Genomic DNA, 18,157 nt, shown 5'->3' on the forward strand with positions numbered 1-18,157 from the left:
CCTTTAACTTCAAAATTAAGACAAGCCCTCTATTTCACCGTTAACGATATCAATATGAAGTGCCTGTGGTTCCTTAGGCAATCCCGGCATACGCATCATTTCACCTGCAACGATTACCAACATCTCAGCTCCGGCATTGATTACTATATCGCGTACTGCGAAGTTGAATCCTGATGCCACTCCGTACAGTTTCGGATCTGTAGAGAACGAATACTGTGTCTTGGCAATACATATAGGGAAGTGACTGAAACCGAGTTCTTCTATCATCTTCAGTTTCTTTCTTGCAGCAGGGCCGAACAATACCTGTTTAGCACCGTAAAGTTCGCATGCCACTTTAGTGACCTTAACCTCTACTGAGTCTTCTTCATCGTATGCAAATGAGAGAGGAGCAGACGGCTTGTTCTCTATAGTATCAACTACAAGGTTTGCAAGCTCAACAGCACCTGCACCACCTTCGGCAAATGCATTGTTAACGGCAAATCCTACTCCCATTTTCTCGCAGTGCTGACGAACGAAGTTGATTTCTTCCTCAGTGTCGTTTGCATAACGGTTGAATGCCACAACTACAGTCTGTCCGAACGACTGAAGGTTCTCGATATGCTTGTCGAGGTTCTTCACTCCCTCGCGCAATCCTTCAAGGTTAGGTTCCTTAATCTTGTCAATTTCAACTCCACCATGCATCTTCAGTCCCTGAGCAGTTGCAACAATCACTGTAAGCTTAGGCTGCAGACCTGCCTTGCGGCACTTGATGTCATAGAATTTTTCTGCACCCAGGTCGGCACCGAATCCGGCTTCTGTAATTACATAGTCACCGAAAGTCATTGCAAGCTTGGTAGCAAGAACAGAGTTACATCCGTGTGCTATATTGGCGAACGGACCTCCGTGAACGAATGCAGGAGTAGCCTCTGTAGTCTGTACAAGGTTTGGAGAAAGAGCATCCTTCAGCAACACTGTTATGGCACCTGCCACTCCAAGATCTTTCACTGTGAAAGGCTTGTTATCGATAGTAAAGCCAAGGAGAATATTCTCTATTCTGCGGCGAAGGTCAGCCTCATCCTTTGCAAGACAAAGGATAGCCATGATTTCCGATGCAGGAGTGATATCAAAACTTGATTCGCGTGTGATACCGTTTGTCTTGCCGCCAAGACCTGTAACGATATATCTCAATCCACGGTCGTTTACGTCGAGCACTCTGTTCCACAACACTTCCTTCATGGCAAAACCGTTGTCCTGGTTCTGATACATGTAGTTGTCAAGAAGTGCTGCAATCATGTTATGTGCAGAAGTGATGGCGTGGAAGTCGCCAGTGAAATGAAGATTGATTTTCTCCATAGGAAGAACCTGTGCATAACCACCTCCGGCTGCACCACCCTTCATACCGAAACATGGGCCGAGTGAAGGCTCGCGCAATGCACAGATAGCTTTCTTGCCTATCTTGTTAAGTCCCAATGCCAGACCTATTGACACTGTAGTCTTACCGATACCTGCCTTTGTAGGAGTAATGGCTGTAACCAGAATAAGGTTACTGTTTTTTACTTTCTCTTCATCTATTATTTCTTCCGAAACTTTAGCCATGTAGCGTCCGTAGTGTGTGACGTATTCCAATGGCATTCCGAAATTTGCGGCAACCTGTTTGATTTTGGTTAACTCAATACTGCGTGCGATTTCTATATCTGATTTCATATTCTTATTTTTAGATGCTTGCAAAGGTAAGAAAAAAAACTTTATATTTGTGAATGAAACAACAAAGTAATATACACTAACTATGGAATTTAGCAATAAAGAAGTCCGCCGTCAGGACAGATTACTTGACGAAAAGCGTGCAATGGAGATAATAAAAGAAGGTGAATATGGCATTTTGTCAATGGTGAGCGAAGACGCAGACGGTGCTTACGGAATACCGTTGAGCTACGTTTGGGACAGGGGAAACTCGATATACATCCACTGTGCCCCGGTAGGCAGAAAGCTGAAATGTATTGATGCGAACCCTAACGTGTCATTCTGCGTGGTTGGAAAAACCCAAATTCACCCTGACAAGTTTACCACCGGCTATGAGAGTGTAGTGATGAAATGTACCGCACATCACAGTCTGCACGAAGCGGAACGTATGTCGGCACTTTCACTGTTCATAAGCAAGTATTGTCCTGACCATAAGATTATGGGTATGGAATACGCCAACAAATCTTTCCACCGCACAGAGATTATCAGACTGGATATAGAAAGCATAAGCGGAAAAAGCAAAGCCATGTTCTAAACTTAAACCCACAACAACATGAAACTGAAAAGACCCGGACTACTTACTCAGATTATAATAGCCATAGTGTTAGGTATCGGAGCTGGAATCATATCACCTGCCCTGCCTGTAAGATTTTTCGTTACATTCAACGGACTGTTCAGCGAATTTCTGGCATTCATCATTCCTCTTATAATAGTGGGACTTGTGGCTCCCGCCATTGCTGATATCGGCAAGGGAGCAGGAAAGATGCTTGCCGTAACTGCACTGCTGGCTTACGGAGCTACACTTTTCTCCGGGTTTACTTCATACGCCGTGGTTGAGACTTTCTTCCCGATGCTCATAACAAGGGATATTCCGCTTTCGGAAATCAGTGAGGCAAACGGGGTGGTACCGTTCTTCACCATCGACATTCCCGAACCACTGAATGTGATGACGGCGCTCGTCATGGCTTTCACTCTTGGACTGGGAATGGCTAACCTCAATACGAGCTATCTGAAAAATGCTTTCGTCGATTTCAAGGATATTATCGTAAAGACCATCCAGAAGGTTATCCTTCCGCTGTTGCCGATATACATCTTCGGCATATTCTTCAATATGACACACTCGGGACAGGTGTTCCACGTGTTGAGTGTGTTCATCAAGATTATCGGAATAATCTTCATCCTTCATATACTTCTGTTGGTTTTCCAATATGTGATAGCAGGACTAATAGCAGGCAAAAACCCTTTCAGGATGCTTGCAAACATGATGCCGGCCTATTTCACAGCACTGGGTACGCAGTCATCTGCCGCCACCATACCGGTAACTCTGAAACAGACAGTCAAGAACGGAGTGAACGAAGATACCGCAGGATTTGTGATACCTCTGTGTGCCACGATACATCTGTCGGGAAGTACGATGAAGATTGTGGCATGTGCCCTTGCTCTGATGATGATGCAAGACATACCTTACGACTTCAAGATGATGTCGGGATTCATATTCATGTTGGGAATAACCATGGTTGCAGCTCCGGGTGTACCAGGCGGAGCGATTATGGCATCATTGGGAATACTGTCATCAATGCTTGGATTTGATGATAACGCCCAAGCACTGATGATAGCACTTTATATTGCAATGGACAGCTTCGGCACAGCCTGCAATGTGACAGGCGACGGTGCGCTGGCTGTCATTATAGACCGCTGGTTCAGGAAGAAAGCTTAATTCCTGACCAGATACAATGAATCGGTAATGCAGGCAGGAAGCTCTTCCTTGTAATGGGTAACCATAATCATGGTCTTGTCGTTTCGACGGCAGAATATTTCTATTACATCTTTCACCAGACGACGGTTGTACAGGTCAAGTCCGTGAAGCGGCTCGTCGAGTATCAGAAGCTCAGGATCTTTAACGAAAGCACGTGCCAGAAGGACTAGTCGCTGCTCGCCGCTTGACAACTGCAGGAAACTCCTGTCTGCCAACTGCTTCACTCCGAAGATATCCATCCAGAACAGACACACTTCCCTGTCCTCTTCCTTAGGACGCTTGTAAAGTCCTATAGAATCGTGAAGTCCGCTTGCCACAATATCTATGGCAGGAATATTCTTCAGATAGGCTCTGTGCATCTCTGGACTGACGTAACCGATATGCTTCTTGATTTCCCATATACTCTCGCCACTGCCGCGCTTACGGTCGAACAGAGTGATGTCGCAGGCATAGCTCTGTGGATTGTCGGCACAAACCAGACTCAGAAGTGTTGACTTTCCGGCACCGTTCTCACCGCTCAAGGCCCATTTCTCTCCACACTTCACTGTCCAGTCAAGTTCACGGAGAATAGTTCTTTCGCCATAGCGGATACTTACCTTATTCAGTTTGACTACATTGGCTGCCTTATACAGATTATCCTTATAAGGCATATCAAGTATAGCCTGAACCTTTTCGTCGGAAAGCATCTTTTCCGGTACACAGACACCAGTGTATTCGGAACGTGGAAGTTTCTCGCCACATATCATATTCTCAACAGTTATCACATGACTGATGAAGTCAGGAATATCGTCCGATTTGGAAAGTACAAGGATAACCTGAAGACCTATAACCTTTATAAGCTCTGCAAGAAGCGACTTAAGCAAATCACGTGTACGGGCATCAAGTCCGATGAAAGGATTATCCATAATGAGAACTCTTGGTCCAGAAAGCAATGTCTTTGTCAGCTGGAACTTTCTCAACTCTCCGCTTGAAAGAAGTATGATAGGCTTCTGCAGCATTTCTTCTATTCTGAACAGAGTGTAAAGACTTTCTTTCAGCTTTTCATCCTTGCACTGTGGAAGAAGATCGCCCACTACAGGAATATTCTCCATATCCTGCGAGTTCCATCTCTGCTGATAGTAATAGCTACCGTCTGCATCGCCATACGAATCGCGGAATGTTATGTATCTGAGATTGTCCGAAACAAGATTTGAACTTGAAGGTGAAAAATCGTATGCCACCTCATTCATCAACAGAGGATATTTTCCTGTAATGATATCTATAAGAATACTTTTACCTCCACCGTTAGGACCTACCACTGCCAATTGCTCGCCTGCATTCAAGCAGAAATCTACAGGCTTACCCATCCTGTACAGAGGATGACGGGTAACGCCATTTGATACTGAAATAACTCGTTGTTGCATTGTTTTTCTTTAGTTGTTGGTTGTTAGCTTTTAGTTCTTAGCAGCAATTCTTAACTATTAATTTTTAATTATTAATTAAGAACTACTTCACCACCTTATCAGGATTCTTCGCTATAAAATCTTTCCATCCCGAATAAGCCTTATGGGTTTCAGGTCGTCCCATCTGCAGGTAATGGCAATATGCCGCTCCCAAGGCGTCTGTGGCATCCATAAAAGGTCCGATGTCCTCTTTCCTGATTTTAAGCATGCGTCGCAGCATGTCTGCCACCTGTTCCTTGCTTGCCTGACCGTTACCGGTAATGGCCATCTTAATCTTTAACGGGGCATATTCAGTTACAGGTATATCCCTGCACAATGCCGCCACTATAGCCACACCCTGAGCCCTGCCCAGTTTGAGCATGGACTGGACGTTCTTTCCGAAGAAAGGAGCCTCAATGGCAAGCTCGTCCGGAAGATATGAGTTTATCACTCCCTGCACACGTTCGTAGATATGTTTCAGTTTCAGATACGGATCGGTGAACTTACGCATATCTATCACCCCAAGGGTGACAACCTCAGCTTTGGTACCCACAACCTTTATTACGCCATAACCCATAATGTTGGTTCCGGGGTCGATACCTAATATTATCTTTTCCTTAACGGGACAAATCACTTTATAACCTCCATCAAAGTAGGGAAACCTATAACCTTATCCTTGAAAATCTTTGCCATCTCCTCGTTCATACGGGCACCACACTTGGTATGCCAGCTGTGAAGAGCTGCACTGTCTTCTACCTCCCACTGGAGTGAGAAACACTCGCTGTCCTGTTCCTTATGGTTCAGGATACGCAAGATACGCGGATTTTTCAACTCCCCGGTCTTCTCTGCTTCAGGGATATAACACTCGTTCAACCAGATTACGAAATTTCTGGCATCATTCATCTCAACATGAAATGTAGTATTGTAAATAAGCATAAATGTAAATCTTTAACACTGCAAATATAAGGATTTATACAGAAATGGCAGGAATAATTAAAAATAAATAAACATACCATGCCTACGTTAAATTAACTTTTACTATTTTTGCACACATTATCACGAAATGTGTACATATTTTGTTTGACATGGAATTAAACAACAGCTTTATAGAATTAATAGAAAAAAGCATAAAACAAAACTGGGACAGAAATGCGCTAACCGACTATAAGGGAATAACACTCCAATATAAGGATGTAGCAAGAAAGATTGAGAAAATGCATATTCTGCTCCAACATGCAGGAATAAAACCGGGAGACAAGATAGCATTGTGCGGACGTAACAGTGCAAACTGGACTGCAATGTTTCTGGCAATAATCACATACGGCGGTGTGGCAGTGCCAATCCTTCACGAATTCAAGCCTGACAACATACACCACATAGTAAATCACTCTGGAGCGAGAATGCTGTTTGCCGGCGACCAGATATGGGAGAACCTGAACGAAGCGTGTATGCCTCTGCTTGAAGGTATCATAGAATTGAAGAATTTCGATCTGGTGGTTTCACGTTCAGAACAGCTGACATACGCCAGAGAGCATCTTAACGAGGAATTCGGAAAGAAATATCCGTGCCGTTTCAGAGCCGAACAAGTTTCCTACAGAAAAGAGGAACCGGAAGAGCTCGCAGTAATCAATTACACTTCCGGCACTACGGGATATTCTAAAGGTGTAATGCTCCCGTACAGGGCTATTCAATCTAACATCATCCACATACACGAGAAAGTAGGACTTATGGCCGGTGACAACATCGTTTCAATGTTGCCATTGGGACATATATTCGGCCTTGTGTTCGATTTTCTATACGGCATCACAGTAGGAGCACATCTTTGGTTCCTGACACGTATGCCAAGTCCTAAGATTATAGCAGAGTCTTTTTCAGAAATAAGGCCTAGAGTTATCGCATGCGTTCCGCTTATAGTAGAAAAGATTATAAAGAAGAACATATTGCCGCACGTTGACAACAAACTGGGAAAACTGCTTCTTAACCTGCCTATCATCAGCGACAAGATTAAAGAACAGATACGTCATCACGCAATGCAGGCATTCGGAGGCAATTTCATCGAGATAGTCATAGGCGGTGCTCCGTTCAATGCCGAAGTAGAGGCCTTCCTAAGAAAGATAAACTTCCCTTACACCATTGCATACGGTATGACGGAATGTGCGCCTTTGATATGCCACAGCCGTTGGGACGAAATAAAATACCAGTCATGCGGAAAGACTGTAGCGAATATGGAAACCAAAGTTCTTTCCGACAATCCGGAGACTGTGCCTGGCGAACTTGTCTGTCGTGGCGCAAACGTGATGTTGGGATATTACAAGAATGAGGAAGCTACATCACAGGCAATAGACAATGAAGGATGGTTGCACACAGGCGACATGGCTATAAAAGATGCGGAAGGCAACATCTTCATAAAAGGAAGATGCAAGAACATGCTGCTCACTTCTACAGGACAAAACATCTATCCTGAAGAAATTGAGGCCAAGCTAAACAATATGCCGTACGTCAACGAATCGCTTATCATACTGAAAGGCGAGAAACTTGTCGCTCTGGTATATCCTGACAGCGATGACGCTTTTGCACACGGACTGTCATTATCACAACTGGAAGAAGCCATAGAGCAAAACAGAATAGAACTTAACAAAACTCTTCCTGCATTCTCGCAGATTTCAAAAGTCAAACTATATCCTGAAGAATTTGAAAAGACTGCCAAGAAGAGCATCAAGAGATTCTTATATCAGAATATAGATGGATAAAATTAAAGAAATACCTGTACTGTTGCTTACAGGATATCTGGGAAGTGGGAAAACCACTCTCGTCAACAGAATTCTTTCCAACAAAAAGGGCATCAGATTTGCTGTCATTGTAAACGACATCGGCGAAGTGAACATTGATGCCGAGCTGATACAGCGTCAGGGAGTTGTCGGTATGAACGACGACAGCCTTGTGGCTCTGCAGAACGGATGTATCTGCTGCACACTGAGAACAGACCTTATAGAACAGATTTTAGGAATCCTCAAAACAGAGAAATTCGACTATATTGTTATAGAGGCAAGCGGAATATGTGAGCCGGAATCCATAGCAAACACTATCTGCTCGATACCTCAACTGGGAGGCGCATACACCAAGTATGGTATCACACGCCTTGACTCTGTGGTAACAGTGGTTGACGCACTTCGTATGAAGGATGAATTCTGCTGTGCCGAAAGCCTTACAGATAAAAATCTTTCTGAAGACGATATTGAAAATCTGCTTATACACCAGATAGAATTCTGTAATATAGTTTTACTGAATAAAGCTTCAGAAGTAACCCCAGAAGAACTTGAGACCATACACCGTATAGTAAAGACACTTCAGCCTGCTGCAGAGATTATAGAATGCGACTATACAGATATTGACCTTGACAGGATTATATCAACTTCGATGTTCAGATACGAACACGTAGCAGCATCAGCAGGATGGGTACAGGAACTGGGCAAGCATGTAACTGAAGAAGATACTGACAGCCATTGCCATCATCACCATCATGATGAAGAATGCCACTGCAATCATGACAAGCATCATCATCACGAAAACGGGGAAGAGTGTTCATGCGGACATCATCACCACGAAGGAGAATGTTCGTGCGGGCACCATCATCACCACGAAGGTGGCGAAACAGAAGAATATGGCATAAGCACACTACTCTACTTCAGACGTGCAGCATTCGACATGAACCGTTTCGATTACTTCATTTCGTCAAGATGGCCAAAAAGCATAATACGCGCCAAAGGCGTATGCTATTTCAGCGACCAGCCTGAAATGTCGTACCTCTTCGAACAGGCAGGCAAGCAGAAACAGATTTCCGAAGCCGGACTGTGGTATGCTACCCTACCGGAAGCAGACATCAAAAGACTGCTGGAACAGGAACCGGGACTGATGAGAGACTGGGACGAAAAGTACGGCGACAGAATGCAGAAAATAGTATTCATAGGAAAAAATATGGACAAGGAACAGCTCATCAAAGAGCTTGACGCATGTCTGGTAAAAGAATAAACTTAAACTAATATCCACACACAATCACATGGAACAATTCAGCAAGATGATAGCTGCCGCCATGAAGCTGCAGGAACACAGAGTGGAAAACACTCTGAAACTTCTTCAGGGCGGAGCAACCATACCGTTCATCAGCCGATACAGAAAAGAGGCTACAGGAGGTATGGACGAGGTGCAGATAAGCGAAATAAACGACAGATACGAGAAACTGTGCGAACTTGCAAAACGCAAGGAAACCATCATTTCCACTATAGAGGAGCAGGGCAAAATGACTGCCGAGCCGAAGAACAGAATAGACAACTGCTGGGACTCTACAGAACTGGAGGACATATATCTTCCTTTCAAGCCTAAAAGAAAAACGAGGGCCGAAGCCGCTCGCCAGAAAGGACTTGAGCCACTGGCAATCATCCTGATGATGCAGCGCGAAAACAACCTTATGGCAAAGGCAGCCCAATTCGTAAAGGGTGAGGTAAAGGACGAGGAAGACGCGCTGAAAGGTGCACGCGACATCATTGCCGAACAGGTGAACGAAGATGAAAGAGCCAGAAATCAGGTAAGAAATATATTTACACGTCAGGCCATAATAACAGCCAAAGTGGTGAAAGGCAAAGAAAAGGAAGAGGATGCTGCAAAGTATCGCGACTATTTCGATTTCAGCGAACCACTGAAGCGCTGTACTTCACACCGTCTGCTTGCAATCCGCCGTGGTGAAGCCGAAGGTATTCTGAAAGTGACAATCTCACCGGAAGAAGACGAGGAATGTACAGACAGACTTGAACGCCAGTTCGTAAGAGGTAACGGTGAATGCTCTTCGCAAGTGGCGGAAGCGGTAAAGGATGCTTACAAACGTCTGCTAAAGCCGGCTATAGAAACAGAGTTCTCAGCCCTCAGCAAAGAGAAAGCCGATGAGGAGGCAATCCGTGTATTTGCCGAAAACCTGAGACAGCTGCTTCTTGCTCCCCCATTGGGACAGAAACGTGTGATGGGTATCGACCCGGGATTCAGAACAGGCTGTAAGGTGGTATGTTTGGACGCTCAGGGAACATTGCTTCACAACGAAGCCATATACCCTCATCCGCCTAAATCGGAAGAGGCACTGGCTGCAAGAAAGATTGTAAAACTCGTTGAACAATACAAGATAGAAGCAATCGCCATAGGAAACGGAACAGCAAGCCGTGAGACAGAGCGTTTCGTAACTTCCCAAAGATACGACCGTGAGGTGCAGGTGTTCGTAGTAAGCGAGGACGGAGCTTCAATCTATTCGGCTTCGAAAACAGCGCGTGAGGAATTCCCGGACTATGATGTAACTGTGCGTGGAGCAGTCTCCATAGGCCGTCGTCTGATGGACCCTCTGGCAGAGCTGGTAAAGATTGATGCAAAATCCATCGGTGTGGGACAATACCAGCATGATGTTGACCAGACTAAGCTGAAAGAGTCTCTTGACCGCACAGTGGAAAGTTGCGTAAATCTTGTCGGAGTGAACCTCAATACTGCCAGCAAGCATCTTCTGACATACGTATCAGGCTTAGGGCCTTCACTGGCTCAGAACATTGTGGACTACAGAACTGAAAACGGACCTTTCGCATCACGAAAAGAACTCTTGAAAGTTCCCCGCATGGGAGCGAAGGCTTTCGAACAGTGTGCAGGTTTCCTTAGAATACCTGGAGCAGACAATCCTCTCGACAATTCTGCCGTTCATCCTGAAAGCTACGCCATAGTGGAAAAGATGGCAAAGGACATGAAATGTACTGTAGCCGACCTTATCAAGGACAAGGAACTGAGAGCCAAAATAGATATAAAGAAATATGTTACTGATACTGTAGGCCTCCCTACCCTTAACGACATAATGAAGGAACTCGACAAACCGGGAAGAGATCCTCGCCAGCAGATTCAGGTATTCGAGTTCGACAAGAACGTAAAGACACTTGACGACCTCCGTGAAGGTATGGAACTGCCGGGAATAGTGACAAACATCACCAACTTCGGCTGTTTCGTCGATATAGGTATAAAGGAGAACGGTCTTGTACACATCTCCCAGCTTGCTGACAAGTTCGTGAGCGACCCTACTACTGTGGTCAGCATACATCAGCATGTACGTGTCAGAGTCCTCGGAATAGACCATGAAAGGAAGCGTGTACAGCTTACGATGAAAGGAATAAAATAATTTTATATTATGGGAAAAGAAACAATACACTCATGTGTGGACTGCGGAACACAGAACTGCAAGTTCAAGGACCGCACATATCCTGACTTCTGCCTAACTACAGCCTTGACTGAAGAAGATAAGGAATGGGCTTTGGAAAGATATGACGAAGGCAACAACCGGCAAATAATGATTGCCAGTGCCGAAGTGGAATACGAAGGATACTGCCAGTGGACAAGAGTACAGGAGATAATGGAATTCGCCAGAAAGATAAATGCCAAACGTATCGGTATAGCCAACTGCATCGGTCTGATAAATGAGGCACGCATATTCGCAAAGATACTGAGAGCAAACGGATTTGAAGTCTATTCGGTGATATGCAAAGTGGCAGGACAGGCAAAAACATCAATGGGAATACCGGCAGAATGTGAGAAGATAGGCCCTGCCATGTGTAACCCAATAATGCAGGCACGCCTGCTTAACAAGGCAAAGACCGACCTGAATGTGGTGATTGGTTTGTGCGTGGGACATGACAGCCTGTTCTACAAATATTCGGATGCGTATGTCACTACTCTTGTGACCAAAGACCGTGTGACAGGCAACAATCCTGTAGCAGCACTTTATACAGCCAATTCATATTATCACAAGAAATTCTTTAAGGACAATAAATGACGGTTCTTTCAGATTGACGGACTGCCGGATGCCTACAGAATATTTATGGCTATCACCGCACACGCCTCTGCATCAGCCAGGGCATGATGATGATGTGACAGGTCATAACCGCATTCGGCAGCGACAGTGTCAAGCCTGTGATTGTCCAAATAAGGGAATGCCTTGCGTGCCGCATACAATGTGTCATAAAACTCATAGTCCGGATAGTCCATCCTGTAAACGCGAAAAGCCGCTTTCAGACATCCTTCGTCGAAAGACTTGTTATGTGCCACCAACGGCAAACCTTCTATCAAAGGTTCTACTTTTGACCATACTTCGCTAAACACAGGAGCATCATCAGTATCAGAACAGCTCAATCCATGAACGCACGAACAACGGTAATTATAATAATTAGGTTCGGGCTGTATCAATGAATAAAATCTGTCAACAATCTCACCATTACGCACTATAACGATGCCGACAGAACAAACAGAACTACGCTCATAGTTGGCTGTTTCAAAATCTATTGCTGCAAAGTTTTCCATATCTTATAAATATTCGTACAGGCAAAGTTACTAATATAACATATCCCAACAAAAAAGTTCCCGAAAATGTAACAATCCGGGAACTTTTTTCTTTTATATCAGATATACATTATCTGGAGATACTGTCGTCTATCTTGAAAAAGTCGAAATCTACATAACCGCCTGTCTCTTTAGTGGCATAATTGAACAATCCGAAACGGTATCCCATGAAATGCGGCATGGTGTATTGCATTTTCACCACACTACCTATTTCCGTCCAATTCTTACCGTCAAGACTATAATAGAAATAGCCCTTGTCGGTGCGGTCTCTGAAATCACATTCTGCCTTAAAATACACTTTATCTGATTTACACGGTATGCTGGCCACCTCCACAGGTTCATTACCGGAAGCGTCCTCCATGACAATATATCTCTTGTTATCAACTTTCTTCACTGCCACATAACCGTATTTTTTCTGGAACAGCGACAGACCCGCATAATCACCGTCTTTCATTGCAGAAACATCTACACAGGTAGTAGCCGACGATACAGGACCGAAAGTTCGTTGTGTCAATGTATTTTTAGCTTGTAAGATAGAGTTGGTTACACTTCCTGTAGTAAGGCGCAGATAACCTTTACGGTCGGAAACAGACCACAAGGAATTATCAGGATTATGGTTCCACTGCCATGTCAGAGGCAATGCCCTCTCACCTGACTTTCTTGAGAAATCGTCGGAGCATACAATTCCGGGATCGAGACCTTTGGAAGCAGGCAAATCCAGATATTCGGGAGCTTTGCCGTTTACTCCAATAACCGGCCATCCGTCTTTCCACTCCATTGGCACCAGATAAGGGATACGTCCTACCGCCCCACAATCCTGGAACAGATAAGCAAACCACCGTCCATCTGGAGTATCAACGATACCACCCTGGGCAATACCCTTGTCCTGGAACACCACCCTGCCCTCATAAGGACCTGTAATCTTGTCGGCACGGTGAACCACTACCGTACGCATTTCGTTTCTTGGCCATACGATATTAAACAGATAGTATTTACCATTCACCTTAAACAGCTGCGAGCCTTCAGAACCAAGCATGATATTGTCTCCTGCAGGAGCACTGGCATTCTCTATAAGAACATGTTTGGTTTCAGGCAATATTCCCGACAAATCGTCTTTAAGCTCTGCCATGACAAGCTTTCCATTTCCGTAAATCATATATTTTTTACCGTCCTCATCAAAAAAGAAATTCATGTCATGATACGAAGGAGAAAACTCTATACGTTTCCACGGGCCCTTTTCTGGATTGTCCGTAATGAAAAAATATGTTTTATTGGTAGTCTGAGCAAAGGTAGAGACATAATACTTTCCGTTATGGTAGCGGATGCAGCTTGCCCACGAACCCCGTCCGTATGTATTCTTTCCATCCTCAAGATTCATCGTAGCCAGACTGTCAGTAAGGGTGTCGTACGCATAACCTGCAAGTTCCCAGTTCGACAAATCCTTTGATTTCATTATAGGTACACCGGGAACCATGTGCATGGTTGTACTGCTCATGTAATACGTGTCTCCAACCCTGACCATCGACATATCGGGTACATCAGAATAAATAAGTGGATTTACAGCCCTTCCGGCACTTTCAGAAAAAGCAGGACCGGACATTAAGAGCAATCCCAATGAGAAAAATAAATTCTTTATCATAATTTCAGTATATATCATTTTTTAAACAAATGTGGAATAAACTCGTTCAGACATCTGCGCCATGTCAGCCACTCGTGTCCGGTACCTTCTGACACATAATAGTCAACCTCAATACCGAGACCACGCAAAGACTTGACCAAAGACTCCGTCCCCATGTTTTCATCTGTTCCGCATCCAAGGAAAAGATAATGTACCTTCTTGTTGAAGGCCTTGGCATCAGTAAACACTCCGTTGAAGGCCGTATTAACATCAACTCCGAAAATAGCCCCACTGAAACCTCCGATATAGGAGAACTTGTCAAGGTTGTTTAGCGTAATGTCGAATGTCTGCTTTCCTCCCCATGACAGTCCAGCCATGGCACGATGATCTCTGTCGGTATAGGTACGGAATGTCTTGTCGATATATGGTATAAGATCCTGAACCATAAGAGTGGCAAACGAAGCCCCATACAGATTTCTTTCCTCGTCAACATTCTTTCCCGGACGCGGACGGAAACCGACTTCGATATCCCCACTTTCCATCACCACAATCATAGGCTCACATTTGCCTTCGGCAATCTGATTGTCGAGAATATTATACATATATCCCTGAGTGCTCCATCCGGTCTCATCTTCTCCCATACCATGCTGAAGATATAATACCGGAAAACGTTTCTTACTGTTTGTCTCATATTCGGCCGGAGTATAGACCACACAACGGCGGAAACGTTTCTGCGACTCCGAGTAATAAGTACACGTCCTAACCTGTCCGTGAGGCACATCCTTCGTGCGATAATAATCACCTTCACTGCCTTCAGGCACTTCTATTCCACTTGCCATACGGCTGCAGCCGAAGAAGGTACAGCTCATAGGATCGATTACGGAAAATCCGTCAACCAACAGGAAATAATAATGGAAACCTACCACAAGAGGATTGGTATGACCAGTCCACCAACCGTTTTCATCTTTCGACAAATCATATTTCACTCCACACACATCAGCCTGCAATCTCTTTACGTCCGGAGCATAGATGCGGAAATAAGCACGATTGTCCTTATCCAAACGTGGAAAATCACATCCATGCATATTTGATGACGCAGGAACAGTGTTAGCTATCACATCCTCTAAATCAAAATCCTGTGCATAAGCCATTACTCCGCACAGCGCCATACCCACACATAGGAGCATGGATTTAAATGTCTTTCTCATAATAAAATTATCAGTTGTTTTTCATTCGTATTTCACATATATGGTCATTTCAGACTTTTGCCGTCAGAAAAAGCCTTTCCTACTTTTTCTCCCAAAACATTATATACATGTTTTATCGGATCGTATGTTATAGGGCGGAGTTTGTCGGCATCAATCTTTCCATCATCACCCAAAACCGACTCATCGGCAGATATATTTACTATACGTCCTACCATATGGCATGTTTCCGGATCGTACGAAACCAGTTCACACTCCAATGCCATAGGAAGCTCTTCTATGATAGGCGCATTAACCGATTCTGCCTTTACAGCATGCAGACCGGCTTTTTCAAGTTTTCGGTTTTCATTGTTTCCGGACACTATTCCCAAATAATCGCATGCCACTACATAATCCTCTGTAGCCATACTTACCGTAAAAGCTTTCGACTCCAGAATATTCTTTGTCGTCTTATGGTCTTCCGACAGACACAGACAAACCATATTGTCCGTATAGACACCTCCCCATGCCGCATTCATGGCATTAGGCACTCCATTGGCATCGTATGCCGCCACTATAAACACAGGCATAGGATACAGCCACGTTTTACTTCCAAAGTTTTTTCTCATATAAAATCTGTTTATTAGGTTAAAATCCGATAGTGTCAAATTTCCTTTACAGCCACCTTTATCACACCGTCAAGACGGTTTTCGAAAACACGGTATGCCTCTTCTATTTCGTCAAGCGCAAAACGGTGTGTAATGAGCGGTGTAGTGTCAATCTTGCCTTCGGAGATAAGGCGGAGTATTTCCTCACAGTCGCATCCGTCAACTCCTCCGGTTTTGAAAGTAAGGTTCTTTCCATACATATCAGGCAAAGGCAATACCTGAGGCTTGTCATAAAGTGCAACCACTGTCACCACCGCGTTAGGTCGCGCACATTCCCATGCCAGGCGGAAAGTATCATCTGCCCCTGCCACTTCAAGCACTACATCAGCACCTCCATGTGCAGACTCCTGCATCACAAAATCCTTACAGTTTTCAGGTTCCACCACCATGACATCAGGATAGTGTCTTTTGATAAAGGCTATCCTTTCTTCCGACTTCTCGCAGACAATTATTTTACGCGGATTTTTCAGCTTCACACACAGAAGAGTGCAAACGCCAGTAGGTCCGGCCCCGATAATCAATACAGTATCTTCTTCCTTGATTTCAGATATTCGTGCAGCCCAATATCCGGTAGCCAGAATATCACCTACGAAAAGAGCCTGTTCGTCTGTAACATTATCAGGAATACGGTTCAATCCCATATCCGCATGAGGTACACGCACATAGCATGCCTGTCCGCCGTCTATACGGCATCCCAGGGCCCATCCTCCATCTTGGTCTTCACAATTATTCACATAACCGTTTTTGCAGAAGAAACACTCACCGCAATAAGTTTCCACGTTCACGGTAACACGGTCGCCCAGCTTCACATTGGCAACTTCCCTACCAACCTGTTCAACCACTCCTACCATCTCATGACCTACGGTTATTCCTGGTACAGCACTCGGCACACTGCCATGCTTTATATGAAGGTCGCTAGTGCATATACTGCTCAAAGTCACACGTACTATCGCATCTTTGCTATTGACTATATGAGGAACAGACTTACGAAGCAATGCAAAATGCCCTTCCTGAAGATAAGTATATGCCGGCATGTCATCCTTCTTATCCACAGTCACATTTTCAAGATAGTTCTCCAATGCCGGCAATATCACTTTGTCTGCAGGTAACCATTCTACAGAATAAAGTCCGTCCGATTTAAGCCACTTCAAAGATTTGTGCTCTTTCAGGTTTAGAATACCTGATATGACCGAGCACACATACACATGTAGCTTTATATTAAAATCAGGATATGTATAATCAACCGTATCCAAAAACGAGTCGATACGTATCTCCAGATCAAGTTCCTCTCTTATCTCGCGCATCAAGGCCTGTTCCGGTGTCTCTCCGGCCTCTATCTTTCCTCCTGGGAACTCCCATTTATCCTTGAAACCGCCGCTACCTCTCTGAGTGGCAAGAATACCTTCACTTGTAACAATTACAGCTGCTACTACAGCTATTGATTTAATATTGTCCGTTTTCATATTAGTTTAATGGTTTTACATAAATCCCATTTATCAGGAATATATGCCTGTATGTCTTTCACGGACAAATATATTGAAAATATTTTATATTGTAAATTTTACACTAATATTTCTTACATATTCTTCACCACCACTGACAGTCACCATCCGGCAACCGCTCAATTCACCATCGTCACCTAAGGAATACTCGTAAGAGGTATGTTCTTCCAGCTCAGCACTGCTGGCCGGATACATATCTGTGCATAAGTACCTGTATGAATCACCGATAAACCCTCCATAAAATGCCACAATATGCATGGAAAGCGGATATAATTCCGACAAGAAGAGATCCGGCAAGCCATGCGTATTTTCCACGGCAACCGATTTATTGAACTCAATTATATAAGTCTCTGACAATCCGTCAACTGTCTGTTCAACTCTCACCTTCCCTTCTTCAGAATAGTCAAGCCTCAACGAAGAGTAAATCTCCCCGTTATCTGTTTTCTCCGTAACTTCCGACAGAAATTTATGTCCTTCACTGTCGGTAATATATGTGAAATCATAGTTTCTTTCTGTACTTCCGCCTTCTTCCATGCGGCATGAAACCGCAAATCCGGAAGTATCCAACTGATAAGTCCGTATATTGCCATAGCTGTCGGTTATTCTCACACTTCGGTCTGAGGCAGAAACGAATGTTGTATCACAACTGCTGAACAGCTCTCCTCCCTCAATCTCCTGAGCTGAGACATAATATGATATTCCACCATCAGAGAACATAAAAGTTTTGGTTGAAGTAACATCATATGAATCGCTAGAAATCAATTCTTTAAGTTCAATGCTACCCACTATCTTACTCTGATTGTCTTCACCATTATCTACTGTTGTTTCTTCCGTACATCCATACGCCAGCACCACAAACAACATCCATACTATATTCTTCAT

15 protein-coding genes and 2 pseudogenes are annotated in these 18,157 nt (G+C 44.2%); 6 read left to right on the forward strand and 11 right to left on the reverse strand.

Annotated features, from left to right (window positions below; genetic code table 11):
- Window positions 1-15 precede the first annotated feature (15 nt).
- Window positions 16-1,683 carry a formate--tetrahydrofolate ligase gene (locus H6A61_RS09520; RefSeq protein WP_204393168.1) on the reverse strand — a complete coding sequence of 556 codons (1,668 nt, stop codon included), beginning with the start codon at window positions 1,681-1,683 and terminating at the stop codon, window positions 16-18.
- A gap of 82 nt (window positions 1,684-1,765) precedes the next feature.
- Between H6A61_RS09520 and H6A61_RS09525 the strand changes: the two genes are divergently transcribed.
- Entirely contained in the window at window positions 1,766-2,254 is a 489-nt protein-coding gene (locus tag H6A61_RS09525) for a pyridoxamine 5'-phosphate oxidase family protein (RefSeq protein ID WP_204393170.1), read from the forward strand.
- Window positions 2,255-2,272: 18 nt separating this feature from the next.
- A complete protein-coding gene (locus tag H6A61_RS09530; protein ID WP_204393172.1) occupies window positions 2,273-3,436 on the forward strand; it encodes a dicarboxylate/amino acid:cation symporter in 1,164 nt (387 codons plus the stop codon).
- Here the strand turns inward: H6A61_RS09530 and H6A61_RS09535 are convergent.
- From H6A61_RS09535 to H6A61_RS09545, 3 genes are all read right to left on the reverse strand, one after another.
- Window positions 3,433-4,878: an ATP-binding cassette domain-containing protein gene (locus H6A61_RS09535; protein WP_204393174.1), complete on the reverse strand. Its 1,446-nt coding sequence runs from the start codon at window positions 4,876-4,878 to the stop codon at window positions 3,433-3,435. The two genes, H6A61_RS09530 and H6A61_RS09535, sit on opposite strands and share 4 nt — an antisense overlap.
- An 82-nt stretch (window positions 4,879-4,960) precedes the next feature.
- Window positions 4,961-5,530, reverse strand: coding sequence for a crossover junction endodeoxyribonuclease RuvC (gene ruvC / locus H6A61_RS09540; protein WP_204393176.1), 570 nt, complete (start codon window positions 5,528-5,530; stop codon window positions 4,961-4,963).
- The gene (locus H6A61_RS09545; RefSeq protein WP_154042524.1) at window positions 5,527-5,832 is read right to left on the reverse strand and encodes a DUF4286 family protein; all 306 of its coding nucleotides are present in this window, start codon (window positions 5,830-5,832) and stop codon (window positions 5,527-5,529) included. The genes ruvC and H6A61_RS09545 overlap by 4 nt, the downstream gene beginning before the upstream one ends.
- 149 nt (window positions 5,833-5,981) lie before the next feature.
- On the opposite strand from H6A61_RS09545, the gene H6A61_RS09550 reads away from it, so the two are divergent.
- From H6A61_RS09550 to H6A61_RS09565, 4 genes are read left to right on the forward strand one after another with little or no spacing between them, the layout of a single operon-like run.
- Window positions 5,982-7,646 carry an AMP-binding protein gene (locus H6A61_RS09550; RefSeq protein WP_204393178.1) on the forward strand — a complete coding sequence of 555 codons (1,665 nt, stop codon included), beginning with the start codon at window positions 5,982-5,984 and terminating at the stop codon, window positions 7,644-7,646.
- Entirely contained in the window at window positions 7,639-8,925 is a 1,287-nt protein-coding gene (locus H6A61_RS09555; protein WP_204393180.1) for a CobW family GTP-binding protein, read from the forward strand. The genes H6A61_RS09550 and H6A61_RS09555 overlap by 8 nt, the downstream gene beginning before the upstream one ends.
- A 28-nt stretch (window positions 8,926-8,953) precedes the next feature.
- On the forward strand, window positions 8,954-11,089 hold the full coding sequence (locus tag H6A61_RS09560) for a Tex family protein (protein ID WP_204393182.1): 2,136 nt from the start codon (window positions 8,954-8,956) through the stop codon (window positions 11,087-11,089).
- A gap of 9 nt (window positions 11,090-11,098) precedes the next feature.
- Window positions 11,099-11,740 carry a DUF1847 domain-containing protein gene (locus H6A61_RS09565; protein WP_204393184.1) on the forward strand — a complete coding sequence of 214 codons (642 nt, stop codon included), beginning with the start codon at window positions 11,099-11,101 and terminating at the stop codon, window positions 11,738-11,740.
- 32 nt (window positions 11,741-11,772) lie between these two features.
- On the opposite strand, the gene H6A61_RS09570 is transcribed toward H6A61_RS09565, so the two are convergent.
- From H6A61_RS09570 to H6A61_RS09600, 7 genes and pseudogenes are all read right to left on the reverse strand, one after another.
- Window positions 11,773-12,264 (reverse strand): 3'-5' exonuclease, encoded by a 492-nt coding sequence (locus tag H6A61_RS09570; RefSeq protein ID WP_154042520.1) that lies wholly within the window; start codon window positions 12,262-12,264, stop codon window positions 11,773-11,775.
- 109 nt (window positions 12,265-12,373) lie between these two features.
- Complete coding sequence (locus tag H6A61_RS09575; RefSeq protein ID WP_204393186.1) at window positions 12,374-13,942, reverse strand: glycoside hydrolase family 43 protein; 1,569 nt, start codon at window positions 13,940-13,942, stop codon at window positions 12,374-12,376.
- 14 nt (window positions 13,943-13,956) lie between these two features.
- Window positions 13,957-15,027 (reverse strand): annotated as a pseudogene (locus H6A61_RS09580) (alpha/beta hydrolase-fold protein); the annotation flags it as partial.
- Window positions 15,028-15,173: 146 nt separating this feature from the next.
- Window positions 15,174-15,734 (reverse strand): flavin reductase family protein, encoded by a 561-nt coding sequence (locus H6A61_RS09585; protein ID WP_204393190.1) that lies wholly within the window; start codon window positions 15,732-15,734, stop codon window positions 15,174-15,176.
- 35 nt (window positions 15,735-15,769) lie between these two features.
- Window positions 15,770-16,807, reverse strand: a complete 1,038-nt coding sequence (locus tag H6A61_RS09590; RefSeq protein WP_204393206.1) for an alcohol dehydrogenase — start codon at window positions 16,805-16,807, stop codon at window positions 15,770-15,772.
- A 69-nt stretch (window positions 16,808-16,876) separates the two neighbouring features.
- Window positions 16,877-17,236: pseudogene (locus tag H6A61_RS09595) on the reverse strand ((deoxy)nucleoside triphosphate pyrophosphohydrolase); the annotation flags it as partial.
- A gap of 84 nt (window positions 17,237-17,320) precedes the next feature.
- Complete coding sequence (locus tag H6A61_RS09600) at window positions 17,321-18,157, reverse strand: DUF4595 domain-containing protein (protein WP_204393193.1); 837 nt, start codon at window positions 18,155-18,157, stop codon at window positions 17,321-17,323.

It is taken from the genome of Bacteroides caecigallinarum, assembly GCF_016901995.1.
GTDB lineage: Bacteria > Bacteroidota > Bacteroidia > Bacteroidales > Bacteroidaceae > Phocaeicola > Phocaeicola cellulolyticus.

What these genes read in the sequence shown, in the direction of transcription:
- H6A61_RS09520 (WP_204393168.1), bottom strand. Translation starts at nt 1,683, where the DNA reads ATGAAATCAGATATAGAAATCGCACGCAGTATTGAGTTAACCAAAATC.
- H6A61_RS09525 (WP_204393170.1), top strand. Translation starts at nt 1,766, where the DNA reads ATGGAATTTAGCAATAAAGAAGTCCGCCGTCAGGACAGATTACTTGAC.
- H6A61_RS09530 (WP_204393172.1), top strand. Translation starts at nt 2,273, where the DNA reads ATGAAACTGAAAAGACCCGGACTACTTACTCAGATTATAATAGCCATA.
- H6A61_RS09535 (WP_204393174.1), bottom strand. Translation starts at nt 4,878, where the DNA reads ATGCAACAACGAGTTATTTCAGTATCAAATGGCGTTACCCGTCATCCT.
- H6A61_RS09545 (WP_154042524.1), bottom strand. Translation starts at nt 5,832, where the DNA reads ATGCTTATTTACAATACTACATTTCATGTTGAGATGAATGATGCCAGA.
- H6A61_RS09550 (WP_204393178.1), top strand. Translation starts at nt 5,982, where the DNA reads ATGGAATTAAACAACAGCTTTATAGAATTAATAGAAAAAAGCATAAAA.
- H6A61_RS09555 (WP_204393180.1), top strand. Translation starts at nt 7,639, where the DNA reads ATGGATAAAATTAAAGAAATACCTGTACTGTTGCTTACAGGATATCTG.
- H6A61_RS09560 (WP_204393182.1), top strand. Translation starts at nt 8,954, where the DNA reads ATGGAACAATTCAGCAAGATGATAGCTGCCGCCATGAAGCTGCAGGAA.
- H6A61_RS09565 (WP_204393184.1), top strand. Translation starts at nt 11,099, where the DNA reads ATGGGAAAAGAAACAATACACTCATGTGTGGACTGCGGAACACAGAAC.
- H6A61_RS09570 (WP_154042520.1), bottom strand. Translation starts at nt 12,264, where the DNA reads ATGGAAAACTTTGCAGCAATAGATTTTGAAACAGCCAACTATGAGCGT.
- H6A61_RS09575 (WP_204393186.1), bottom strand. Translation starts at nt 13,942, where the DNA reads ATGATAAAGAATTTATTTTTCTCATTGGGATTGCTCTTAATGTCCGGT.
- H6A61_RS09585 (WP_204393190.1), bottom strand. Translation starts at nt 15,734, where the DNA reads ATGAGAAAAAACTTTGGAAGTAAAACGTGGCTGTATCCTATGCCTGTG.
- H6A61_RS09590 (WP_204393206.1), bottom strand. Translation starts at nt 16,807, where the DNA reads ATGCCGGCATATACTTATCTTCAGGAAGGGCATTTTGCATTGCTTCGT.
- H6A61_RS09600 (WP_204393193.1), bottom strand. Translation starts at nt 18,157, where the DNA reads ATGAAGAATATAGTATGGATGTTGTTTGTGGTGCTGGCGTATGGATGT.